This window comes from Candidatus Alcyoniella australis, from assembly GCA_030765605.1.
Lineage (GTDB): Bacteria > Lernaellota > Lernaellaia > JAVCCG01 > Alcyoniellaceae > Alcyoniella > Alcyoniella australis.
This window is the reverse complement of record JAVCCG010000119.1, coordinates 1-23778: the sequence shown is the minus strand read 5'-3', so window position 1 is coordinate 23778 and position 23778 is coordinate 1. Positions and strand designations below refer to the sequence as shown.

The window sequence follows — 23778 nt, the reverse complement described above, 5'->3', positions numbered from 1 at the left end:
CGTTGGCCCTGTCGGTCGTGCTGATCGCCGCGCTCGCAACGGTCGCGGCCGAGCCGATCGTCTCCCCGCTTTCCGGCGACGCACAGCCGCTGTCGGCCGCGGATATCGGTCTGCATCCGCTGGGAAACGAGACCTACGCCGAGAGCTGGGGCCTGATCTGCCCGCTGGATGACGGCGGCGTGCTGCTGTGCAACCTGATGCTCTCCAACGTCGGACTGGGCGACCGCAACCCGAGCCTGGGTCTGACCTACATTTCGCCCCAGGGAACGATCACCGAGATCTCGCGCTTTGACCTAGATTACATCGAGGCTGCGCAAAACCGCCTGCTGGTGCGCTTCCAGGACGTGTCGCTACGCGGCGAGCACCCGCATTACACACTGCAGGTCGACGATGACGAGTTGCGGCTGCGAGCCCAGATCGACGCGCTGGCCCAGCCGCTCAAGGTCGGCAACGGCACCATCGGCCTATCCAAGGGACGCTTCTGGAAATGGAACGTGTTCGTGCCGCGCGGCCGGATTGCGGGGACGATCGAGATCAGCGGTAAATCGCATCCGATCAACGGCTGGGTTTACGCCGACCACACCTGGTCGGACATACCGCTGTTCTCCTTCTCGCGCAACTGGCTCAGCGCACGAATCCACACCGACGAGATCAGTGTCGACCTGTTCCGCTTCCTCCCGGCCGACGGGGGCAAGCATCAGGGCGCGATGATCGTCTGCGGCCGTGAATTCAGCGGGGCCGACGCCGCGGTGAGCTGGAACGATGCGCAGTTCGCTTCCGACCCGACCTACGGCTTTAGCCTGCCGATGCGCACCGTGGCCGAGGCGACAATCGAGGGCCGCCGGGTGCGGGTGGAACTCGAGCTCGGGCAACGACTGCAATCCTTCGACGGGTTGGACCAACTGCCGCGCGTGCAGGGCATACTGGCCTCGGCGGTGGTCGACCATCTGGCGACCTATCGCTTTGGCGCGCGCTACACGATCAACATCGAGCAATCCGGCGGCACGCCGCAGACACTTCGCGGCGAGTGCCTAGTCGAGATGCTCTACTTCGCCCAATGATGCGCCTGCTTTGGCTGATCGCGCTGCTGTTGCTGCTCGCCTGCTGCGCGGGCAACGCGCCGATCGTCAAGGTCGAGCCGCCGCCGCGTCCTGACGACGGATTGGTCACACCGCAGTTCGTGCTGCCCCAGCCTCAGCCCGCGGCGTGGAGCGACGTTGACTCCGGCGATCCCGCCCCGTTGCGCATGGTGCGCGAACAGCAGCCGCGCCTCAGGCCGTGCTGGACCTTCGGCTCCAATTCCTCGTGCCTCGAACCGGCGCAGGGACTGACGCTGATCGTGGGCCGCGCCCAAGGGCTGTCGACCTCCGCCGACGCCTTGGATGCCGCGCGTCTCGACGCGGCCCGGCAGTGGATCGACGATCTGCTCGCGCACCGCGGCCTGGACGAGCAATCGCCCCGCGAGATGCTGAACACCGCACGCGCGGCCCTGGAGCGGCTGGTGTTCTCCGCGATGTTCGCCCCGGACCAGGAGCATCAGTTCGACGCCGAAAGCTTTTGGCAACGTTGGGAGGAGCGGCGCGAGGGGCGTGCGCGCACCTATTACAACGCCTATCTGTTGCTCGAAATTCCCGACGAGGTCTATCTGGGCCGGCGTAAATCCGACTAAGCCGTAATCCAATCCCGCGCTAGTTCCAACGCACGATTACGCTCGATTGACGGATCGGCAAGCCGCTCCGTGTCCAGCCGCTGCAACAACTCCCCCAGACCAGGCCCGGGCTGGGCCCCGAGCTGGACCAGGTCGTGTCCGCTGAGCAGCGGATGCCGCGCCAAGTCCAGGCCGATGGGTAGTTCGCGCAGCATGGCGCTGAGCAAGTCCAGGGGATTATGTGCATCGCAGGACGCGACCAGCGCCGCACCCAGCGCGTCGATGCCCAGCTCAAAGGCCAGGGTCCGCAACGTCAAGCGATCGGCGTCGCCGATGCGCGCCGCTCCGGACCTCAACGCCTCCAACGACTTGATCTGAGCCCGCGGCCGACGCAGCCGACGCAACATCTGACGACCATCGGTGTTCTCCTGCGCGCCGAACAGGGCCAGGGCCACCAGCGGGGCCGTCCGGTCGAGGTACCCAGCGTACTCGTCGGGTAGCCCCGCGCAGGTCAATCGTTCCAGCGCCCGAGCCCGGAGCACGGCGCGCGGAGCAGCGTCGTACAGCTCGGGCAGGATCGCGGAAAGCACGCCCGAGTCGCGCATCAGCTCCAGCCGCTTGGCCAGACCGGGAATCGTCAACGCGCCGAACAGCTCGCGCCCCGCGGTCTCTCCGGGCTCCTGCGGCAGACCCGGCGCGGCCGATTGGAGCTGCTCGACGGTCTGGGGCTCGATCTGCGCCTGCGGCCCGAACAGCGCCATCAGGCGGAACGCGCGCAGGGCCCTGATCGGCTGATCAATAACGCTGTGCGGCCCGACCGCGCGCACCAGTCCCTGTCGAGCATCGCGCTCGCCGTCAAAGGGATCGACCGGCCGCCGGTCGAGCTGCGGCGCCAGGCGCCAGGCCATGGCGTTGGCCGTGAAGTCGCGCAGCCCGAGGTCTTGGTCCAACCCGCCCTGGCGGTCGAGCAGGTCCACCGGGGCCAATCTGCCGCGCACCACCCGCGCTGTGGAAAAACGGCGGTTGACCACCACCACCGAGCCGCCGAGCAGCTCGGCGCAGCGCCGGGCCGCTTGGTCAGCGTCGCGCTCGAGCATGATGTCGAAATCGATCGGCTCGCGTCCAAGCAGCAGGTCGCGCACCGCGCCGCCAACCAGGTGCGCCTCGAGCCCCAGCTCGCGCGCGGCCTGGATCGCCGCAGCCAATCCAGGCGGCGGATTTGTGAGGAAATCGAGGCTGTTGCGCATGACCAAGCATAGCACGGCCGGGCCCGGATAGAACTGTCTGCGACTCGGCATTGTCCAATAGAAACGGTACGAGTATGCTTCAATACTTGACCTCAGACCTCTGGTCTTGCAAATATACGTTTTGCCGCGTATAAGCTATGGCGGCTTCGGGAGCCAAAACTGAAAGGGGATTCCATATCTGCGGAATCCTGATGATAAACATCGAGGGTTGGCATGATCTGCCCCTATTGTAAGCGGCAAACGCCGCTGTATAAGACGACCTGCATCAACTGCGGCAAACAGCTCCCCAAGGACATCGGCGACGCCCTGTTCTCCGATGAGGCGATCGAGTCCATCGAGAGCAGTATCGACCAGGCGACCACCACCAAGACATACGCCGTGGGCGAGATCGTCGGCGGCCATTACCTGGTCAAGGGCCTGATCGGAAGAGGCAATTTCGGCATCGTCTACCGCTGTCAGGACCAGCAGACGCGTAAAACCGTCGCGGTCAAGACGATCTACGAACGCCTGCTTCCCGACCAGGGCTCCAAGGAACAGTTCGTGGGCTGCATCAAACGCGCCCAATCCCTGGACCAGCGCGACATCTCGCGCGTGCTGGAGTTCGGCGAACAGAGCGGCCAGACCTACGTGGTCTACGAGTACCTGATCGGCCAGACACTGGCCACCCTGCTGCGGCTGCTGCACGACAAGAAAAAGGAGCTGGGCCTGGAGCAGCTCCAGTCCACCCTGTTCGAAATCTGTGACGCCCTGAGCGAGGCGCACAAGCGCCTGCCGCATCTGAACCTGCGGCCGCAAAACATCTTCCTGCTCAAGAACGGCGCGCGCATCGCCGATTTCGGCATTGCCGGCGGCCTGCTGCTGAAAATGCCCAAGTCCCAGTTAGCGATGGTGGACGGCGGCGAGTACCGCGCACCGGAGGTCAGGGCCCAATCGCCCAACGCCGGTCCGGCCGCGGACATCTACTCGGTCGGCGCATTGGCCCACGCGATGCTCACCGGTTCGGCTCCCAGCGACGAGGTGGGCGACGCCATCGAGATCAGCCGCAGCTTCCCCGAGGCCCTGGGCTGGGTAGTCAAGGCTTGCCTGGCCAACAGCCCGGCATCGCGCTACGGCAGCGCAGCGGAACTGAAGCAGGCCCTGATACAGGCATTCGAGGGCAGCTATATCGAACCCTCCGGGGCCCAGGCCGAACCCGAGGCGCCTGCCAGCGAAGCGGAAATCGACGTCTTCGCCGTTGACGAGCAGCCCGCGGAGCAGCCCGAGGAACCGATCGTAACCCAACCGGCCGCCGCAGAACCGATTGAGGGACTCGAACTGGGCGACCTGATGGACGGCGAAACCACCGCGACGGTTGCCGAAGAAAAGCCGCAGCCCAAGCCCGAAGAGGGCAAACCGGTAATCGGCGCCGAAGTGATCCAGGAGGTTTTCGGCAAGGCCGTCTCCGAGACCCCCCTGCCCGAGTCCGACGACGAAATGCTGATCAGCGACGCCGCCACCCAGCAGCCCGACCGCTACATCGACCACGGGCAGTTTGAGGCTGAGCCGGATGATGTTGAACAGCTTACGCAAATCGAGCAGCCCTCCGTTGAGCAGACCGTGGAAGAGCCGCCCTCTGATCAGATGGAGCCGCCGATCAGTGAGAAGGAGCGCGACGTTGTAAGCGACTTCCTCTCCGGGTTCGAGACTCCGCCCCCGATCACGCCCTCAGAGCCCGAGCCGCCCGAGCCCGAGGCTGCCGAAGCACCGCCGGCCGAAATCGAGCAACCCCTGGTCGAGGAGTTCGAGCCCAAGCCAATAGCCGCGGCCGTAGAACCCCCGACATCGGTGCCCTCCGCAGTGTTCAAACCGCTCAAGCCCAAACGGCAGGACAGCCGCTTGATGTCGATTATAATTATCGCGGCGGTGGTGCTCATCGGCTGCGTTGTGGCCTTTGCGCTCTACCGCGACCAGATCGCCGAGCTGTTCGCCGGCGACGAGCCGGTCGTCCAGACCACGCCGCAGCCCAGCCCCGAGCCGCTGCCCGCACAGACCGTCAAACCCACCCCCCCGCCGGCGGCGACCCGTCAGCCCGCGCCGACCCCGCAGGTCGACCGTCGCGTTGAATCGCTGCTCGCGCGCGCCAACACCGACTACCGCAGGGGCGCGTTCCGCACGGCCGCCAACAAGTACCGCCAGGTGCTTGGCATCGACTCGGGTAACTCCACGGCCAACAACCGCCTGCGCTCAATGGAGAGCGCGCTGATCGGCCAGGGCGACCAGGCGATGAATCAGCAGAACTGGGATTGGGCGATCGACCGCTTCAGCGAGGCGCTGGCGGTCAACCCCAATTCCGGCGAGGCGAGCACCAAACGCGAGCTGGCGCGCGAACGTCGCGCCGCAGCAGCGATCCCGGTTCCGACCCCCGCACCAACTCCCGCGCCGACTCCCGTACCGACACCGGAGCCGATCGCGCCCACTCCCGTTCCGACACCGGTCCCGACTCCCGCGCCGACGCCCTCCGAGATGGTCGACCTCGACGCCGTGCCGGTAACGCCGACGCCCGAGACCGTCGACCTCGACGCCGTGCCCGTGACGCCCCCGCCGGGCGTCTCGCCCGCAGCCACGCCCGCTCCGACGCCGACGTCCGCGACCAAGGGCCTGACGCGCGATCAGATCAACAGCACCATCTCCGAGTACATCGGACGGGTGAAGGTCTGCTATCGCGAGGGCCTGCGCCGCAATCCGGGCCTGGAGGGCGTGGTCTGGGTCCGCTTCAACGTCGGCGCCGATGGCTCGGTGGTCAGCGCGACGATCACCCAAAGCACCTTGGGCGACCCACAGGTCGAGGCCTGCATCCTGCGCCGGGTACAGCGGATGAAGTTCCCCAAACCGGTCGGCGGGTCGGCAACGGTGAACTACAAGTTCACCTTCCAGGAGTAACCCCGTGTCCCATCGCGCCCACGGCGCGTCAGTCCGCAGACGCGGCCTGATCGCTGCTTGGGCACTGGTCTTAATTGCCGGGTTGGCGATTACGGGCTGCACTCATCAAAAACAGATCGATCCGCTGGCGGACCTCGACCCGATCTACGTTGAGGTCGATCCCAGCGGCGAACTGCCCGCGACCTACTACGATGCGTTCATCCTGCTGCAGCAAGGCAACCGCGCCTACAACGAACAGCGTTTCGCCCAGGCCGAGCAGCTCTATGGCAGGCTGATCGAAACATTCCCCGAATCAGAGTTCGCCGGATTGGCGACTTACAACTTCGGCCTCTGCCTTGAGCGCCAACAGCGTTATTCAGAGGCGCTGGATTACTATCTGCGCGCCGGCCAGCTTTGGCCCGACGACTTCGAGCCGCACGAGGTGCCGCTGCGGCGCGGGTCCTGTCTTGAGCAGCTCGACCGCTGGAGCGAGGCGCATGCAGTCTACGGCGAGGCCGCGATGTTGCCCGGCCTTGCTCCCCAACAGCAGCTCAAGCTCGAGGCGCGGGCCGCAATCGCGCTGTATTTCGCGGGCCAACCCTCCCAGGCCAAGCAAGAGTTGCGGCAGGTGCTCGAACACTACGACGAGCTGTCGCGCCGCATTCCCCTGGGAAGGCCCACGTTCATCGCCCAGGCCTACTTCGTGCTCGGCGAGGTCTACTACGACCAGTTCTCCGCGCTGAACCTGAACGTGCCGATGGAGCAGATGGAGTCGACGCTCGAGGACAAGGCCCGGCTGCTGCTGCTGGCCAGGGCGCAGTACCTCAAGGCGATCCGCACCCACAATCCGCAGTGGATGACCGCCAGCATGTACAAGATCGGTCTGGGCTACTTCGAGCTGCGCGAGGAGATCCTCGAAGCTCCGCTGCCCGACGAGCTGGACCAGGAGCAACAGCAAGCGTACCGCGATCAGCTGCTCGAGGCGGTCGAGCCGTTGCGCAGCAAGTCCCTGGCCGTGCTCAAGAAGAACCTCAACGTCGCCCGTCAGCTCGACATCGACAACGAGTGGGTCCGGCTGACCAGACAGATCTACGAACAGATCTCGGAGGATCAGTGATTAAACGCGTAAGCATCCTGCTGTGGTTGCTCTTGGTGGCGCTGCTGCTGGTTCCGACGATAGCCAGCGCCGGAGCGCAGTTCCAGGGCGAGCGGCTGAGTTACCAGTTCGGCTGGAACGGCATCCCGGCCGCGGAGATCGACGTCGAGATCGACGTGGTCGATTACTTCGGCAACCAGTGCTACGAGATCAAGATCCACGGCCGGACCAAGCGGGCGATCGACCTGATCTGGAAAATGCGCGACGAGTTCGTCACGTTCACCAAAACCGCGGATCTCAATCCGATCCGCTACAGCTTCTACCAGCGCGAGGGCCGCTTCACCCAGGACACGGACATCATCTGGAACTACGAGACCAACGTCGCGCGTTCCACGCGGGTCAAGAAGCACCGCCGGATGAAGGACCGCGAGGTCGAGGCCGATAAGTACATGGATCCGATCAGCGCGCTGTTCTTCGTGCGCACCCAGGATCTCGACGTGGGCGACGTGCAGCGCCTGAGCGTGTTCGACGGCAAACGCACGCACCTGCTGGAATATAAGGTGGTCAGCCGCGAGATAATCAACGTACCCCGCGGCAGGTTCGCCGCGCTGAAAATCGCCCCGCGCATCGTCAGCAGTTCCGAACAGGATAAGAGCAGCGGCACCGAAAAGGTGCGCGAGGTCTACTTCTACGTCTCGGACGATGCGCAACGCCTGCTGCTGCGCTTCGAGGCCGAGGCCTTCGTCGGCCAGATCTACGGCGAGCTGCAGTGAGTTGAACGCTGGGCATCGCAGCGGCGGACGGCGGCGCGTCTTTGACATCATCCTGCTGCTGGCCAGCACCGCTATCACGCTGCTGCTGGTCGAGGCCGGTTTTCGCCGATACTGGACTCCTCACGAGGCGCACCAGATCCTCGACAACGCGGGCCGCAACCTTTACATCGACGACCAACAGCTGGGCCATCGGATGCTGCCGGACTTCATCGGCCTGAACTACAGCCCCGAATTCGAGGTCGCGATCCGTACCAACTCCGCGGGCTACCGCGACTCCGAGTTCGGATCGCTGGGCCCCGGCGCCCGGCGCGTACTGTGCCTAGGCGACAGTATCGTCTTCGGCTACGGCGCGCAGCAGCACGAGACGATCCCCGCGCGGCTCGAGTCGGCCCTGGCGCAACGCGGCCCGCGGCCGGTGGAATTTTTCAACCTCGGCTGCTCGGGCTACTGCCAGGGGCAGGCGCGGGTGCAGCTCGAGCGCTGGCTTCCGCGCTACAAACCGGAGCTGGTGCTGGTTTTTTTCTTTCTGGGCAACGACCCGGACGACAACTTGAACTTCCGCGTCGATATCGAGAACCAGCCGTTGCCCAACCTGCCGCAGCCCCCGGGTTGGAGCCTCTACAAACGGCTGCGCCACGGGATCTATTCGCGCAGTCGACTGGCGCAGTTTGTGGCAATCCGTTCCTGGGGATTGCTGATGCGCTGGAACCTGGTCGAGTCCGCACCGGCCAAGGAGCTGGGCCTGATGCAGGTCCCGCCTGACGCACGCGCGCTGGGTGGCTGGCAAATCAGCGAACTTTACCTGGATCAGATCGGGCAGCTCTGCGCGCGCCACGGGGCCCAGTTGCTGGTGGTCGCTCTGCCCTCCAAGAGCACGGTGATCGACGATGTGTTTCAGCGCGGCGTGGCCTACTACGGCCTGGACCCGCAACAGCTCGACCGCGGGCAGCCTGAAAAGCGGCTGATGCAAATCTGCGATCGGCTGCAAATCGACGCGCTGTCGCTGGTCGAGCCGCTACGCAACGGGATCGAACAAGGCGCGCCAATGTTTTTCGCTGTTGACCCGCACCCCTCGCCCGCGGGGCTGGAGCTGATCGCCCGCAATCTGGCCGATCCCTGCTACGAGCGGATTGAACGCCGCGATAGGGCGCAAAGCGGCCGCGAGCCCGACCCGCTGCTGCGCGAGCTGGCGGTCAATGCGGCCCGGCGTCTGCTCGGCGCGGGGCTGGCCCTCAGCGGCCCTAATTAAAGGTTGGCCAACAGCCTGCGCGTCTTGGCGTTGTCCGAGGTCAACAGCACGATCGTCGCACTGCGCACGCCGGTTGTCGTGGCGTAGTGAAAATCGATTGTGATCTTCTTATCGGCCAGAGCTTGGCAGATCACGCTCATCTCACCGGGCTTGTTACGCGTCTCGACCACGACCACGTCGCGGTCGTCACAACTGAATCCGGCCTTTAGCAGGACGCGCTTGGCCTTGGCGTTGCCGTCGGTAACCAGCATCAGCAAGGCATCGCTGCCCATGGTGTAACCGGCCGTGGCCTTGACGTTGACCTTGGTCGCGGCGACCGCGGCGAAGATCTTCGCCGCCAGCCCGGGCTTGTCCTGCATTTTGACGATTAGTTCTTTGGACCTGTATGCGTTCATTGAAGCCTCCGAATGAAGAACCTTTAACTCTCCAGGATTATTCACTCACAAGGACACAATTCTTGCTTAACAGACTTGAAACAGAGCTTCAATAGAAAAGAATACAGCTCAGCTGATATCACCCGAACGCGGCCTGAGCACCAGCACCACGCCGATGCCGATTCCCGCGGCCACCGCGTTGATCAGCACGTCCCAGATGTCGTAATAGCGCGTGGACAGAAATCCCTGAATCACCTCGTCCAGGGCTCCGAAGGCCGTCGCCAGACCCAGTGCGGCCGAAAGCAGGCGCGGCCAGGGCACCAGCGAACGTAGCGCCAGAAAGCTCAGGGCTCCGACCAGGCCATACTGAACCAGATGGATGCGGCCGATGGGGCTCCAGCCCTGCATGTAGGCCGTGATCGCGGCCGTTGCGAACAACAGCAGCAGCCACAGTAGACTGCGGCCCGATATCCTGCGCCGAGCAATGCCGACGCCGAGGAAAACCAACAGGCACAGGCCGATCAGCCCCAGCACGATCAACACCAGCAGATTGAAATTGCCGCGACCCATGGCATCGGTGATCGCGTTGGTCAGTTGCCGCACCATCCCCAGGGTTGCGCAGATCAATCCGACCCAACCCAAGAGGACCAGCCAGTACAGGGCGTTTCCCAGGCTGATCTTGCCGCGTCCCAACGCGCGATAGAGCAGCAGCGCGGTCCACAGCAGCATGGCCTGCGAGAGCACCCAGACCAGAGCGAAGCCTAAATACCCAAGTTGTATTTGTAATAGATCGCTCACGTCCATACCTGTCGTCATGGTTTAAAGTTCACTATCAATGCCCACCGCGCATCGCGTCAAGAGTTTTACACAGCGACTTGCTGCTTGAGGCGTTAAACATCGATTTACAGCAAACCCCGTATGCTGCGTGGTTGACGAAAGAAGGTGAATATCTCAGGTTAGCGACCATGGGAATCCACTACGATCTGGTGATCATCGGCGGTGGGCACGCGGGCTGTGAGGCCGCCTGGGCCGGCTCGCGCCTGGGCGCGCGCACTTTGATGATCACCATGCGCCGCGAGGCGATCGCCGCCATGTCGTGCAATCCCTCCATCGGCGGCCCGGGCAAGGGACACCTGGTGCGCGAGATCGACGCCCTGGGCGGACTGATGGGGTACGCGGCCGACGCCACGGGAATCCAGTTCCGCCGACTGAACACCAAGCGCGGGGCGGCGGTGCGCGCCAGGCGCTGCCAAAGCGATATGGCGCTCTACGCCCACTGGGTGCGCGAAGCATTGGAGCAAAGCGCCGGGCTGACGATCGTCGAGGACGAGGTGGTTTCCATCGAGGTAGAGCAAGGCGCGGGCCGCGAGACCCGCGTCAGCAGCGTCCGCTGCGCGTCGGGCGTGGAGTACGACGCCGGGGCTGTGCTGGTGGCCACCGGAACATTTCTGCGCGGTCTGATGCACGTCGGATTCGAGGCGACCCCCGGCGGTCGCATAGGCGACCGTGCCGCTGACAAACTCTCCGCTTCGCTGGAGGCGCTGGGGTTTGAGCTGGCGCGGCTTAAGACCGGCACCTGCCCGCGCATCCATTGCAACAGCATCGACTATTCGCGCTGCGTGGAGCAGCCCGGCGATACGCCGCCCTCGACCTTCAGCTTCTTTGGCCCGCCTCCCGGGCTGCCGCAGGTCTCGTGCCACATCACCCACACCAACGAGCAGACCCACGAGGCGATCCGCGCCGGTCTCGAGCGCAGTCCGCTGTTCTCCGGCGTGATCACCGGGGTCGGCGCGCGCTACTGCCCGTCGATCGAGGACAAGGTTGTAAAATTTCCGCACCACCGCTCGCACCACGTGTTCCTCGAACCCGAGGGGCTCGACAGCGAGTGGGTCTACCCCAACGGCCTGTCCACCAGCCTGCCGCGCGACGTGCAGCTGCGCTACATCCGCACGATCCCTGGTTTGGAGCACGCCGAGGTCCTGCAATGGGGCTACGGCATTGAGTACGACTACGTCGATCCGCTGGTGCTCGAACCGAGCCTGGAGACCCACCGTGTGCGTGGCCTGTACTTCGCCGGTCAGATCAACGGCACCTCGGGCTACGAGGAGGCCGCGGCCCAGGGCTTGATCGCCGGGATCAACGCAGTGCGATCCCTGGGGAACCTCGAGCCGCTGGTGCTGGGCCGCGACCAGGCCTACATCGGCGTGCTGATCGACGACCTGGTGACCAAGGGCACCTCCGAGCCGTACCGAATGTTCACCAGCCGCGCCGAGTACCGGCTGCTGTTGCGCGAGGACAACGCGGACCTGCGGCTCTCGCCCCTAGGACGCGAGATCGGCCTGCTGGGCGAGGAGCAGCTGCGCGCGGTGCAGCGTAAGGCGCGCAACGTCGAGGCCGAGATCGCGCGGCTGCACCAGACAACGGTTACCAGCGGCGACCGCCTGGCCCGGCTGTGCGACGAGCTGGGCACATCGCTGCCCGCGGGCAAGATCAGCCTGGCGTCGCTGCTGCGACGGCCAGAGGTTACTTTGGAGGACCTCGCCGCCATTGACCCGCAACGGCCGACACTCTCCGCGGACGAGGCCGAGCAGGTGCAGGTCAGCCTCAAGTACGAGGGCTACCTCAAACGCCAGCAGACTGAAGTCGAGCGCGCGGCGCGGATCGAATCGCTGAAGATCCCCGAGACGATCGAATACTCCGGCCTGCCCGGGCTCTCGGGCGAGCTGCAACACAAGCTCGAACAGGTCCGACCGCGCACCCTGGGGCAGGCCTCGCGCATCTCGGGCATGACCCCGGCCGCCATCGGCCTACTGCACGCTGTGATCAAACGAAAGATTAATTGATGAGACAGGAATTGATCGATCTGCTGGCCCGCGATGCGGCCCGCTACGGGCTTCCGCAAAACACGTTGGAGCTGACCGCGGACTACGTGCTGGAGCTGGCGCGCTGGTCAGCCAAGATCAACCTCACTGCCGACCGCGAGCCGCGAACGATCGTCCAGCGCCATGTGCTCGACTCGTGGACCGCCCTGCCCCTGCTGCCCCAAAGCGGAACGCTGGCCGACCTGGGATCCGGCGGCGGATTGCCGGGCATCCCGCTGGCCCTGGCCCGGCCCGAGCTGAACGTGACGCTTGTGGAATCGCGCGGTAAGAAGACGGCGTTTCTCGAACACGTGGCGCGCAAACTGGGTCTGACAAACGTGCGCGTGCTCACCTGCCGCATCGAGGAGTCAAGCGAGCGCTTCGACCTGGCCTGCGCCCGGGCCCTGGCCGCGCCGCACAGCGCGCTGGAGCTGCTGCGCAACGTACTGCCCAACGGCGGCAAAGCGCTGCTGTGGACCACAACCGACGATGCGCCCGCAATCGAGGCGCATTGGAAGCTGCTCCAACGACTGGAATACGGACTTGCCCCTGACCCGCACCCCACGCGCCTGATCCTGCACCTGGAGCGAATCAATAATCTGGGCTAGAAATCGAAAACCGTAATCTCTGGGCGGCAGGCAAAGCGCATAGGAAGCACGCTCATGCCGATTCCCTGGTTCACGTAGAGTAGGCTCTCGCCTTTTGAGAACAGGCCCTGGCGGTATTTGGTCTTGGCCGGGCCGAAGATCAGGTGCAGTAGGAAGTGCGGCAGCTCCACCTGGCCGCCGTGGGTGTCGCCGGACACGGTCAGCTCGATTCCGCGCTGTGCGGCCGCATCGAACACCTCGGGATAATGCGCAAGCAAAATCACCGGCGCGTCGCGCGGCAGCGAATCGAGAAACCGTGTGGGCTCGGGCGGGTAGATGCCGTCCAGCCCGGCGATCAGCACCGGGCCTCCGGGCCCTTGGATGTACTGATACGAATCGACCAGCACCTGCACACGATCATTGAGCAGCGTGGTCGGCGTTCGCAGCAGGTTTTGCCCGCTGAGCTCGCGCTCGAAGAACACGTCGGAATCGCCGTAGCTGGCAATCACGCCGTTGCGCGCATGCAGCGAATGCAGCACGTCCACAGCGTCGTGGTCCGCATCAATGCGCGGCAGAATGTCGCCGGGCACCAGCACCCAGTCCGCGTCAAGCTCCTCGACAGTGCGCAGTACATTGAGCTCGGGCGTACGAAACCCGTATGAATGCAGGTCAGCCACGACAACGATGCGCGTACCGACAAGGGCCGTGTTGAGCGGCGTCGAGTCCAGCCGCTGGTAGTTGACCGTGATCCACTGCGGCTCGGCCGAAAGGCTGTAGGCCAGCAGCAGCGCCAGCAGGGGCAGCCCCAGCAGAGCCAGGTAGAACAGCGAGCGTTTAGCGCGCTCGTTCATCGCGGGTCAGGAGAACTGGTAGCCCAGAAAGTTAACGAACATCTGCATCAGTTTCCAGACAAAGGGCGGCCACTCGAAGAAGTAGACGAACCAGCCGATCAAGGGAACGTACAGCAGCTCGACCACGCCGACCACCACCGCCACGATGCTCATGTCGCGGCCGCCGTACTTCACGGGGTTTCGCTTGATCCTCATCAGATTGATCGTACCCAACAATGCAGCGAGCACGCTGTTAAGCGGCCAGAGGCAGAGCAGGAACAGCAGCACGACCGAGAAGATCGCCGTCCCGCGGGAGGCCTCCGGGCGAGCGAATCCGCCGGTGACGTCCTCGATCGAAACGGCAAACGGGGTCTGATCCAGACCCTCGGGCGCGGGCGGCGGCTGACCGGGCGCGGGCGTAGCGTCGAGCATCCGCGTCGGCGTCTGGGCCACGGGCGGCGGCGTGGGACGCTGCCTGTCAATGGTCATCGGCTCGGGCTCCAGGTCGGGAACCGTTGACACGTCGATCGTCTGCAACGCCGCGAGCAGTTCCACGCCCCCGGGGTAGCGCGTCTCGGGCTGATAATCCAGACAGCGCATCACCAGCGCGTCCAGCTCCGAGGGCACGTGCGGCGCCAGTTCCCGGGGCCGATCGAATCGTCCCACCGGGAAGTGGGCCGTGAGCATCAGGTAGAAGATCACCCCTGCGGAATAGATATCGGAGCGCGCGTCGGCTCGCTTAAAATCGACCCACTGCTCGGGAGCGACGTACATCTCCTTGCCGATCCCGGTCAGGCCGGTCTTGGTCATACTCGGACAGCCCAGCTGCTTGGCAATCCCGAAGTCGGAGATCTTGGCCGTTAGGTCGGTGTCGATCAGGATGTTTTGCGGCGACAGGTCGCGGTGCACTACTCCCTCGGCGTGGATCGCGGCCAGCCCCTGGGCGATCTGCACGAACCAATCCAAGGCGCAACGGAAGCTGATCGGCCGGACGCCCCTGGTCGCGCCGTCGGCTTGCCGAATGTAGATCTCGTCGGCCAGCGAACGCGGCAGGTACTCCATCACGTAGAACAGTTTTTCGTTGTGCTCGTCCAAATCGAAGATGTTGACGATATTCGGGTGATCCATCCGCGCCAACATGTTCGCCTCCTGGCGGAAGCGGCTGACCAGGTCCGGATGTCTCAGGCACTCGTCGGAGAGGATCTTCAGCGCAACGATCCGCTCGAGGGTCGGCAGTTTTGCGCGGTAGACCGTGCCCATACCTCCCGCGCCGATCCGATCGAGGATCTCGTAGCGGCCGATCTGCGAGGGGGTCGACACGATGCGTCAGTCGCTTAAGACGAATTGCTTCCCGTCGCGGGAAATCACCGTGAAGGTATATCCCTCGACGTTGCAGTCGCCGAAAACGAGGCTAATCTGCGGATTTACGCCCAGCTCGCGTTCGATGGTCATCAGCTCGTCCAGCGAACAGGCGAAACGCCCATTGACCGCGCGGTACGCCATCTGGGCCGTCTGTACGCTGTGCCCGTAGCTCTGAGCCTCGACTCCCGCCGCCTGGCTCAGCGAACCGAGCATCGTACTGGGCTGCTCCGGCGTGGGTTCGGGCGTGGCCGCCGGTTCGTTATTGGCCGGGCAGCAGCACAACGTCGCACAGACGATCAGCATCAACGCTATCTTTACAACTTGCATTTTCATCACTCCGATAAGGCGGGATTATACCCCAGTCAACGGCGATTTGCCCACGGATCATCTTGATTTGCGTCGCAACACGTGGTACACATCCACGGTTCGCGGGCGCACCGATTCGGCCCGCAGGACACGATTACACACGCGACTGGACAAGGCGGAGGGGTGGCGCTCACGCGCCGACCGCTGAGGAAGAAGGTCGCGGAGGAACAACCCGTTAGGAGAAAACCGTATGCCGATCGTTTCCCTGAAGACCATGCTCGAGGCCGGGGTCCACTTTGGTCACCAGACCAAACGCTGGAACCCCAAAATGAAGCGCTACATTTTCGGCGCGCGCAACGGAATCTACATCCTCGACCTGCAGCAGACCGTCGAGCTCTTCGACACGGCCTATCGCTTTGTGGCCAGCCGCGTGGCCATGGGCGAGAAAGTGCTGTTCGTCGGCACCAAGAGCCAGGCGGTGGACATCGTGGTGGAGGAGGCCGAGCGCGCGGGCATGCACTGGATCAGCAACCGCTGGCTGGGCGGGACGCTGACCAACTACGCCACAATCAAGCGCCGGATTGAACGCTACAAATACCTCGAGGAGCTTGAGCCGAGTCTGAAAGAGGCCGAAGAGAAGGTCGATTACACACGCTTCAACAAAAAGAGCATCCTCAAGCTGCGGCGCGAGAAAGACAAGCTGGCCAAGAACCTTAAGGGCCTGCGCGACATGGGCCGCCTGCCCGGCGTGTTGTTCGTGATCGACTGCCGCAAGGACCATCTTGCGATCCACGAGGCCAATCTGCTCAACATCCCGATTGTGGCGCTGGTCGATACCAACACCAACCCCGAACCGATCGACTTCCCCGTCCCGAGCAACGACGACGCGATCCGCGCCATCCAGCTGTTCGCCGGCAAGATCGCCGACGCCTGCGTCGAGGGCCAGAAGCGTTTCGAGGAGGCCGTGCGCAGCCGCGCCGACCGCGAGGGAATCGACGTTCGCCGCTCCGACGAAATGCCGCGGCCGGTAGAGTTCGACCAGCAGGTCGGATTCGAGATCGTGGCCAAGCGCCGCGTACCGGTGGCGGAGAGCGAGGCACCGACCGAGGAGCCGGTAGCACAGAGCGAGAAGCCCGGCGAGCCGACCGACGCGCAGCCCGAGAAAGTCGCTGAGCCGCAGAAGGCCAAATCCGAGGAGCCGCCGGTTCAGGCCGTCGAGGACAAGGCCGATACAAAAGAAACAGGTACCAAGCAAGAGGTTAACGACGAGGCTGCCGCCGAGCCCAAAAAACAGGCCGACGAGTAAGCGATAGATCTAGGAGACATCGATGAGCATCAGTGTTACTGACGTCAAGTCCCTGCGCGAGCGCACGGGCGCCGGCATGATGGATTGCAAAAAAGCCCTGGTCGAGTGCGAGGGCGAACTGGAAAAAGCTATCGACTGGTTGCGGACCAAGGGCCTGGCCAAGGCCGCCAAGCGGGCCGGACGATCCACAGCCCAGGGTGTAATTCACAGTTACATCCACACCGGCGGTAAGATCGGCGTATTGCTCGAACTCAACTGCGAAAGCGATTTCGTCGCCCGCACTGATGACTTTATCGAGTTGGCCAAGCAGCTGGCGATTCACATCGCTGCCAGCAACCCGTTGTTTATCAGCAAAGAAGACGTCGATCCCAAGGTGCTCGCGCACGAGCGTGATATCGCCCGCGCCCAGGCAATCGAGGACGGCAAGCCCGAGAAGATCATCGACAAAATCGCCGATGGGCGCGTAGATAAATGGACCAAAGAGGTCTGCCTGCTCGACCAGCCGTTCGTCAAGGATCCCGACAAGACCGTCGGCGACCTGCTGGCCGAAGCGTTCTCCAAGATCGGCGAGGCCATGTCAATCCGCCGGTTTGTCCGCTGGCAGGTGGGGGAGCAGCTTCCCGAGTAAGCTTTCCCACCCGCGGCGGCATCGGCGTTCGGAGGAAGTGTGCAGTTGGAGTACCGCCGCGTAATGCTCAAGCTGTCCGGCGAAGCCCTGATGGGCGATACCGGATACGGCATCGATCCCAACACCCTGGAAAGGGTCTGCGGCGAACTGCAAAACGCCGTCAACCTGGGAGTGGAGTTGGCGCTGGTGATCGGCGGAGGAAATATCTTCCGCGGGATCAAGGGCGCTGCCAGGGGGATGGACCGCCCGCAGGGCGACAACATGGGCATGCTCGCCACCTTGATCAACGGGCTGGCGCTGCAAGATCGCATGGAACAGATCGGCGTGAGCACCCGGCTGCTCAGCGCGATTCGTTGCGAGGAAGTGGCCGAACCGTTCATCCGCCGCCGCGCGATCCGCCATCTGGAAAAGGGGCGCGTGGTGATCCTGGCCGCCGGCCTGGGACGGCCGTTCTTCACAACCGACACCACCGCCGCGTTGAGAGCAGCTGAGCTTAGCTGCGACGTGATCTTCAAGGGAACCAAGGTCGACGGCGTGTACACCGCCGACCCCAACCTCGACAGCTCGGCCGAGTTGATCCAACACATCAGCTACTTGGAAGTGATCCAGGGCGATCTACGGGTGATGGACCACACGGCGATCAGCCTCTGCCGCGAAAATTCGATCCCAATAAAAGTCTTCAACATGACCGTGCCGGGCAATATCAAACGCGCCCTGATCGGGGAGGATCTCGGCACGTCCATCGACGGGGAAATAAGATGATTGAAGATATCCACCACGAGATGATCGATGCGATGGAGAACTCGCTCAAGGCCTACTCCAAAGAGCTCTCCAAAATCCGTACCGGCCGCGCCAGCCTCTCGATTCTCGACGGCATTCGCGTCGACTACTACGGCACGTCCACTCCGCTAAATCAGATGGCCACCCTCTCGGTGCCCGAGAGCCGCTTGATCGTGATCCAGCCCTACGACGCCAACATCATCGGCGACATCGAACGCGCGATCCTTAAAAGCGACCTGGGTCTCAATCCCAACTCCGACGGCCGGGTGGTGCGCATCGCCTTCCCGCCGCTGACCGAGGACCGTCGCAAGGATCTGGTCAAGCTGGTTAAAAAGATGAACGAGGATTGCAAAATCCAGCTTAGGCACCACCGCCGCGAGGCCAACGAGATGCTCAAGGAACTCGAGAAAAGCGGCGACGTCAGCGAGGACGATGCGCGCAAGGGCCAGGAGCGCGTGCAGAAGACCATCGATGAATACTCCGAGAAGGCCGACGAAATTCTCAAGCGCAAGGAACAGGAGATCATGGAGGTCTAAACGACCTTCGTGCGCGATGAGTCCGTCGCTGCAGCAGCTTTATCAAACGCTCAAGATCCGGCCAGGCGCAACGCAAGCTGAAATCAAGAGTGCCTACCGCCGACTCGCCAGACAGCTGCACCCCGACCTGGCGGGAGACGATCCGCGCATGCGTGAGACGTTCCAGAAGGTCCAGCTTGCCTACGATATCCTCTACGACCCCGAGAAACGCGTCGCCTTCGAGACATCGGTGGAGGCCGCGCGACTCAACGCCGAGATCAATCGTTTCGCCCGGCGAGCCGGGACGCGCGTCGGACAAACGATCGCCCGCTTCAAGCGCGGTCGCCGCGAGGCGGCGCGGCGCTCGTCGGCAGGCCGCGACCTGCTCTACCGGCTGGAGGTCGAGTTGACCGACCTTGCCGCCGACTCGTTCCACTCGCTTGCGGTCGATCGTCCGGGGCCCTGCCCGGATTGCGACGGCCGCGACGAAACCGAGGATCGCGAATGCGCTCACTGTCAGGGCACGGGACGCTGCGTGGAGCGCGAGCATCTGCCCGTGCGCGTTCCCGGCGGTACGGCCGACGGAGCCCGGCTGCGCATCTGCGGCAAGGGCGAACGCTCGACGGAGCCCGGCGATCTGGTGGTCGAGGTGCGGGTCAAGCCTGACGAGCGTTTCGCGCTCTCGGGCCTGGACGTGCTGAGCCGACAACAGATTTTATTCACTAGCGCGCTGTCCGGCGGCACGGTCCAGGTGCAGACGATCCACGGCCCGCAGACCATCGAGCTGCCCAAGGCAATGGCCTCGGGCAAGAGCTTCCGCCTCAAGGGCAAGGGGCTGCCCGACCTGCACGGCGAGGCTGACGGCGACCACGTCGTGGAGCTGAACTACCGTGTACCCCGGCTGACCGACGAACAGATCGAGCAACTGCTTTGCTGGGAGCGGCAGGAGGAAATCCGATGAGATGCACAGGAGGGCTGTGCCTGGCGCTGGCGCTGCTTGTGCTCTGCCCGCACTCGGCCCTGGCCGACGAGGCGTCGGAACTGTTCTCCAATGCTGAGGCCGCTTATTCCGCCGGCGATTTTGAGCAGGCACTGGAACTCTACCGCAAGCTGGTCGTGCATCATGGAGAGGCGCGGTTCATCGACCGCTGTCTGTATCGCGTGGGTGCGATCTACATCAGGCTCGAGGACCCGCCCAAGGCCCGGATCTACTTTGACAAGCTGGTGCGCGAGCAACCGCAATCGGAGTTCGCGCGCGAGGCGCTGTACTACCGCGGCTACTGCTCATACGAGGTCGGCGAGCAACTCAAGGCATCCGAGGACTTCCGGGCCTACCTCGATCAGGGACCGGACGCGTTGCGGCTGGGACAGGCCCAGCTCTACCTCGGACGCAGCCTGGGCGCCCTGGGACAGGCCGGATCGTCGCTGGCCGGCTTTGCCGCGGCCTGGCGCATCTTGCCCCAGAGCGATCAACGCGATACGAGCGTAATCGAGGCGCGACGCGTGGCCACGGGACTGGGCGACGATCGTATTTTACTTAGTCTGCTCGACAGCCTGGAGCGCGGACCTGTACGCGACGTGGTGGCGATCGAGCTGGCCCGCCGACAGATCGCGGCCGGCCGCCGCGACAAGGCCCAGGGCACCTTGGATCGTGCCGACCTAAAGCAGGGTCCGGCCTCGATCCGCCTCGAGGCCCAGCGGCTGCGACAGGCCACCCTGCCCCAACGCGGGGGCACGCGCGACGTGTTCATCGGCTGCGTGCTGCCGCTGTCCGGACGGCTGAGCGTCTACGGCGAACAGGCGCTCAAGGGGCTGCTGCTGGGCATCGGCGCCTACGACGAGCCGCAGCTCGAGGATACCTTGATCCACCTGCTGGTCCGCGACAGCCAGGGCGACCCGAACTTGGCCGCGCAATGCGTGCGCGAGCTGGCCCAGAGCGACGTTGTGGCGATCGTCGGGCCGCTGCTGAGCTCGGAGGCGGTCACCTCCGCCACCGAGGCCCAGCGCCTCGGGATCCCGTTGATCACGCTCACGCGCAAGGAGCACATCGCCGGGATCGGCGATTGGATCTTCCGCGCCTTTACCACCGACAGCGCGCAGGTCGAGGAGTTGGTGCGCTACGCGGCCGAGATCCGCAAGGTCAAACGCGTGGCCGTTCTCTACCCGCTGGACCGCTACGGCGAGACCATGGCCGCCGATTTCCAGCGTGAGGCGCGCGCGCGCGGCCTTGAGCTGGTGATCAGTATGGGTTACGAGCCGACCTCCGTGGACTGGCACCGCGAGCTGCGCGACCTCAAGCGCGCCGGGCGCGTGGACGCGCTGTTCATCCCCGACTTCAGCCGCACGGTGTCTGTGATCGTCCCACAACTGATGCTGCTGACCCAACAGCCGCTGCTGCTGGGCCCCAGCGGCTGGAATGATCAGCATTTGGCCGCGGCCCTGGGAGAGCAGCTGTTCAACGCGGTAATCGTCGACGGCTTTTTCGAGGGCGCAACCGACCAGGCCACACAGGTTTTTCTGCGCGACTACCAGCGCTACATCAGCGGCCGTCCGGACTTGATCTCGGCCTCGGCCTACGACGTGGGACGCATTCTCGACCGGCAACTGAGTCGCAATCCGGGCGCGGACCGCGGGATGCTGCGCGAACTGCTGTGGGAAGTGCGCGACTTCCCCGGCGTGTGCGGCCCGACCTCCTTCGACGCCACAGGCGAGATCAGGCGTCCGCTCAAGCTGCTGGGCTTCGGCCCCTCGGGCATCCAGTCCCTTGACTGACCTGACGCAGATCTTCGGCCCCGAGGGACCGCTGGCCCGAAAGCTGCCCGGGTTCGAGCCGCGTCCGGGTCAGGCGCGGATGGCGCAACTGGTGCTGCAGGCCCTGTCCGATAACGAGACCTCGCTGATCGAGGCCGGCACCGGCACAGGCAAGACCCTGGCCTACCTGGTCCCGGCGATCCTGCTGGGCAGCCGGGTCGTAATCAGTACCGGCACCAAGACCCTGCAGGGGCAGCTGGTCGACAAGGACATCCCTGGTTTGCGGCGCGCGGGCTTCAAGTTCGAGTACGCGCTGATGAAGGGGCGCGGCAACTACCTGTGCCCGCAACGGCTCGATCATTTTTTAGCCGAACCGCTGCTCGATGTGGCCGCGGAGGCGAAGTTGGTTAAACCCTTCGCAAGCTGGGCCGCTAAAACCAAGACCGGCGACCGCGCCGAACTGACCGATTTTCCGGACAACCTGCGTTTCTGGAATCAGGTCTGCTCGACCTCCAATCACTGTCTGGGCTCGACATGTTCCTTTTTCACGACATGCTTCGTCGCGCGCATGCGCCAGGCCGCGGCGCGCGCCGACCTGGTGATCGTCAACCACCACCTGTACTTCGCCGACCTGTCGCTACGACTCACCTCCCCCAGCGGAGTGATCCCCGAGCACAAGGCCGTGATCTTCGACGAGGCGCACGGGCTCGAGGAGGTGGCCACCGAGCACTTCGGCACGATGTTCTCCGGGTTGCGCCTAAGCGAGCTGACGCGCGACTTGCGTTCGTTTCTCAGCGCGCTCAAGCTCTCGCCGCCGACGGTGATCCGCGCGGCTTCAGCATTGGAAAGCCGCTCTAAGGCGCTGTTCAAACTCGTGGATAAGCTGCCGGGCAACGACCGCTTTCGCCTCGAGGATCAACAGCTCGATAAGTTGGGCAAGGCCGCGGGCCAGAACGTGCTCGACTCGCTTAGTGCCCTGGGCGACGAGCTGCGCCGGGCTATGCCCCAGACGCGTCCCGCGGAACTCGAGACGATCGTGCGACGTGGCCGCGAGCTGCACGCAGACCTGTGCTTGATCCTCGACAGCCAGGACCGTGAACGCGTGCGTTGGGTCGAACGCCGGCCGCGCGGCAGCCTGCTCAACGCCAGCCCGATCGAGGTCGCCGATCAGCTGCGCGAAAATCTGCTTTCGGTCGGCAACGGCATCGTGCTCACCTCGGCCACTCTGACCACGGGCAACAACTTCGGCTTTCTCAAGCAGCGCCTGGGCATCGACTACGAGACCCTCGACCTGGTGATCCCGCCGATCTTCGACTTCGCCCGCCAGACGCGGCTCTACCTGCCGCGCGACCTGCCCGAGCCCAACGATTCGCAGTTCGTCGAGGCCCTGACCACGCGGCTGGTCGAATTTCTGCGAGCCACGTCGGGCCGCGCACTGGTGCTGTTCACCAGCTACCGCAACATGCTCGGCGTGCGCGAACGCCTGCCCCACGACCTGCCGTTCCGCGTGCTGCTCCAGGGCGAGGGCACGAAGAACGCGCTGCTCGAACAGTTTCGCGACGACCGCAGCTCGGTGCTGCTGGCCACGGCATCGTTTTGGCAGGGAGTGGACGTGGTCGGAGAAAGTCTGAGCGCGGTGTTCATCGACAAGCTGCCGTTCGCCAGCCCCGGAGAGCCGATCATCGCCGCGCGGATCGAGGCCGCGCGTGCGCGACAGCAGGATCCGTTCTGGACCTTCCAAGTGCCCTCGGCGATCCTCGCGCTGCGCCAAGGGCTAGGCCGCCTGATCCGCAGCCGCGACGACCGCGGCGTACTGGCGATCGCCGATGTGCGCCTGCACACGCGGCGCTACGGCCGCAAGATCATCGCCGGCCTGCCGCCCTCGCCCCAGGTGAGCGAGATCTCACCGCTACGCGAGTTTCTCGAACAACCATTGGACCCATCCGCTACTGATTGACCGTGATCGTCGTCGGCCGGGCAAGGGCCTGGGTCGTCGGATCGTAGTACTGGTAGACCCTGCTGCGCGGCGTCTGCGCCTTTAACGGATACTTGGCGCGCAGACGGTAGCTCAGCTCCACGGGCCGCTCGTGATTCAGCTCGTCAAGGTAGACGATCACCTGGCGGCCGGTCAGCTCATAGCGCGAGATGACCTTCGAACCCACCAGCTCGTCCAGATCCTCCGTGAGCACCTCAAAGCCCGGAGGCACTCCCAGGTCTACGATCACCATGCCCAACTCGCCCGGAAGATTGTTGTTCACGCGCACGTTGCAGGTCACGATGTCGTCCGCGGTCAGCTCGGTCTTGTCGTAGCGCACGTCGATGTTCATCGGCTCGCCCTGGGTCGCGGGCAACTGTTTCCACGGCAGCCAGAAGCGCGAGACGATCGAGTACAGTAGCGATCCCTCGCCCTGAAGCTCGATGCTAATCTCGTTGTTCCCTTCGCTGGTGTACTGTTCCAGGTCGATCAGCCGCATCACGTCGGCGTCCTGGGGCGTAATCGCCAATGTATGCACGATCTCGCCGTTGACCTTGATCAGGATCTCGGCGTTGGTGCCCGACGTCGCTCC

General features: G+C 64.3%; 22 protein-coding genes. 15 read left to right on the top strand and 7 right to left on the bottom strand.

Annotated features, from left to right (window positions below; all coding sequences use genetic code 11):
- Nucleotides 1–2: 2 nt before the first annotated feature.
- Nucleotides 3–1061: a hypothetical protein gene (locus P9M14_14515; GenBank protein MDP8256961.1), complete on the top strand. Its 1059-nt coding sequence runs from the start codon at nucleotides 3–5 to the stop codon at nucleotides 1059–1061.
- Nucleotides 1058–1669 (top strand): hypothetical protein, encoded by a 612-nt coding sequence (locus P9M14_14510; GenBank protein ID MDP8256960.1) that lies wholly within the window; start codon nucleotides 1058–1060, stop codon nucleotides 1667–1669. Before P9M14_14515 ends, P9M14_14510 begins: the two co-directional genes overlap by 4 nt.
- Here the strand turns inward: P9M14_14510 and P9M14_14505 are convergent.
- Nucleotides 1666–2946: a hypothetical protein gene (locus tag P9M14_14505; protein MDP8256959.1), complete on the bottom strand. Its 1281-nt coding sequence runs from the start codon at nucleotides 2944–2946 to the stop codon at nucleotides 1666–1668. The two genes, P9M14_14510 and P9M14_14505, sit on opposite strands and share 4 nt — an antisense overlap.
- A gap of 162 nt (nucleotides 2947–3108) precedes the next feature.
- On the opposite strand from P9M14_14505, the gene P9M14_14500 reads away from it, so the two are divergent.
- Genes P9M14_14500 through P9M14_14485 form a run of 4 tightly spaced genes read left to right on the top strand, consistent with a single transcriptional unit; the run spans nucleotide 3109 to nucleotide 8911 of the window.
- Nucleotides 3109–5814, top strand: coding sequence for a TonB family protein (locus P9M14_14500; protein MDP8256958.1), 2706 nt, complete (start codon nucleotides 3109–3111; stop codon nucleotides 5812–5814).
- A gap of 4 nt (nucleotides 5815–5818) precedes the next feature.
- Nucleotides 5819–6910, top strand: coding sequence for a tetratricopeptide repeat protein (locus tag P9M14_14495; GenBank protein MDP8256957.1), 1092 nt, complete (start codon nucleotides 5819–5821; stop codon nucleotides 6908–6910).
- Nucleotides 6907–7662, top strand: a complete 756-nt coding sequence (locus tag P9M14_14490; protein MDP8256956.1) for a DUF3108 domain-containing protein — start codon at nucleotides 6907–6909, stop codon at nucleotides 7660–7662. The genes P9M14_14495 and P9M14_14490 overlap by 4 nt, the downstream gene beginning before the upstream one ends.
- Nucleotide 7663: 1 nt before the next feature.
- The gene (locus P9M14_14485; protein ID MDP8256955.1) at nucleotides 7664–8911 is read left to right on the top strand and encodes a GDSL-type esterase/lipase family protein; all 1248 of its coding nucleotides are present in this window, start codon (nucleotides 7664–7666) and stop codon (nucleotides 8909–8911) included.
- On the opposite strand, the gene P9M14_14480 is transcribed toward P9M14_14485, so the two are convergent.
- Together P9M14_14480 and P9M14_14475 are read right to left on the bottom strand one after the other, a co-directional pair.
- Nucleotides 8908–9306 (bottom strand): hypothetical protein, encoded by a 399-nt coding sequence (locus P9M14_14480; protein ID MDP8256954.1) that lies wholly within the window; start codon nucleotides 9304–9306, stop codon nucleotides 8908–8910. The genes P9M14_14485 and P9M14_14480 overlap by 4 nt on opposite strands.
- Nucleotides 9307–9414: 108 nt before the next feature.
- The gene (locus tag P9M14_14475) at nucleotides 9415–10101 is read right to left on the bottom strand and encodes a VanZ family protein (GenBank protein MDP8256953.1); all 687 of its coding nucleotides are present in this window, start codon (nucleotides 10099–10101) and stop codon (nucleotides 9415–9417) included.
- 149 nt (nucleotides 10102–10250) lie between these two features.
- On the opposite strand from P9M14_14475, the gene mnmG reads away from it, so the two are divergent.
- Together mnmG and rsmG are read left to right on the top strand one after the other, a co-directional pair.
- The gene (mnmG, locus tag P9M14_14470) at nucleotides 10251–12128 is read left to right on the top strand and encodes a tRNA uridine-5-carboxymethylaminomethyl(34) synthesis enzyme MnmG (GenBank protein MDP8256952.1); all 1878 of its coding nucleotides are present in this window, start codon (nucleotides 10251–10253) and stop codon (nucleotides 12126–12128) included.
- Nucleotides 12128–12754 (top strand): 16S rRNA (guanine(527)-N(7))-methyltransferase RsmG, encoded by a 627-nt coding sequence (gene rsmG / locus P9M14_14465; GenBank protein ID MDP8256951.1) that lies wholly within the window; start codon nucleotides 12128–12130, stop codon nucleotides 12752–12754. The genes mnmG and rsmG overlap by 1 nt, the downstream gene beginning before the upstream one ends.
- Here rsmG and P9M14_14460 read toward each other — a convergent pair.
- The 3 genes from P9M14_14460 to P9M14_14450 are packed head-to-tail and all read right to left on the bottom strand — an operon-like array spanning nucleotide 12751 to nucleotide 15252.
- Nucleotides 12751–13584, bottom strand: a complete 834-nt coding sequence (locus P9M14_14460; GenBank protein ID MDP8256950.1) for a hypothetical protein — start codon at nucleotides 13582–13584, stop codon at nucleotides 12751–12753. The two genes, rsmG and P9M14_14460, sit on opposite strands and share 4 nt — an antisense overlap.
- Before the next feature lie 6 nt (nucleotides 13585–13590).
- On the bottom strand, nucleotides 13591–14883 hold the full coding sequence (locus P9M14_14455; protein MDP8256949.1) for a serine/threonine-protein kinase: 1293 nt from the start codon (nucleotides 14881–14883) through the stop codon (nucleotides 13591–13593).
- A gap of 6 nt (nucleotides 14884–14889) precedes the next feature.
- Nucleotides 14890–15252, bottom strand: a complete 363-nt coding sequence (locus P9M14_14450) for a hypothetical protein (protein ID MDP8256948.1) — start codon at nucleotides 15250–15252, stop codon at nucleotides 14890–14892.
- A 229-nt stretch (nucleotides 15253–15481) separates the two neighbouring features.
- On the opposite strand from P9M14_14450, the gene rpsB reads away from it, so the two are divergent.
- From rpsB to P9M14_14415, 7 genes are read left to right on the top strand one after another with little or no spacing between them, the layout of a single operon-like run.
- Nucleotides 15482–16537 (top strand): 30S ribosomal protein S2, encoded by a 1056-nt coding sequence (rpsB, locus tag P9M14_14445; GenBank protein MDP8256947.1) that lies wholly within the window; start codon nucleotides 15482–15484, stop codon nucleotides 16535–16537.
- A gap of 22 nt (nucleotides 16538–16559) precedes the next feature.
- Nucleotides 16560–17165: a translation elongation factor Ts gene (gene tsf, locus P9M14_14440; GenBank protein MDP8256946.1), complete on the top strand. Its 606-nt coding sequence runs from the start codon at nucleotides 16560–16562 to the stop codon at nucleotides 17163–17165.
- A gap of 39 nt (nucleotides 17166–17204) precedes the next feature.
- The gene (pyrH, locus tag P9M14_14435) at nucleotides 17205–17927 is read left to right on the top strand and encodes a UMP kinase (GenBank protein ID MDP8256945.1); all 723 of its coding nucleotides are present in this window, start codon (nucleotides 17205–17207) and stop codon (nucleotides 17925–17927) included.
- Entirely contained in the window at nucleotides 17924–18481 is a 558-nt protein-coding gene (gene frr / locus P9M14_14430) for a ribosome recycling factor (protein MDP8256944.1), read from the top strand. The genes pyrH and frr overlap by 4 nt, the downstream gene beginning before the upstream one ends.
- Nucleotides 18482–18497: 16 nt before the next feature.
- Nucleotides 18498–19421, top strand: a complete 924-nt coding sequence (locus tag P9M14_14425; GenBank protein MDP8256943.1) for a DnaJ C-terminal domain-containing protein — start codon at nucleotides 18498–18500, stop codon at nucleotides 19419–19421.
- Nucleotides 19418–21232 (top strand): ABC transporter substrate-binding protein, encoded by a 1815-nt coding sequence (locus tag P9M14_14420; protein ID MDP8256942.1) that lies wholly within the window; start codon nucleotides 19418–19420, stop codon nucleotides 21230–21232. Before P9M14_14425 ends, P9M14_14420 begins: the two co-directional genes overlap by 4 nt.
- Nucleotides 21225–23168 (top strand): ATP-dependent DNA helicase, encoded by a 1944-nt coding sequence (locus P9M14_14415; protein ID MDP8256941.1) that lies wholly within the window; start codon nucleotides 21225–21227, stop codon nucleotides 23166–23168. The genes P9M14_14420 and P9M14_14415 overlap by 8 nt, the downstream gene beginning before the upstream one ends.
- On the opposite strand, the gene P9M14_14410 is transcribed toward P9M14_14415, so the two are convergent.
- Nucleotides 23158–23778: hypothetical protein (locus P9M14_14410; protein MDP8256940.1), on the bottom strand; the 621-nt coding region annotated here is incomplete at its 5' end. The two genes, P9M14_14415 and P9M14_14410, sit on opposite strands and share 11 nt — an antisense overlap.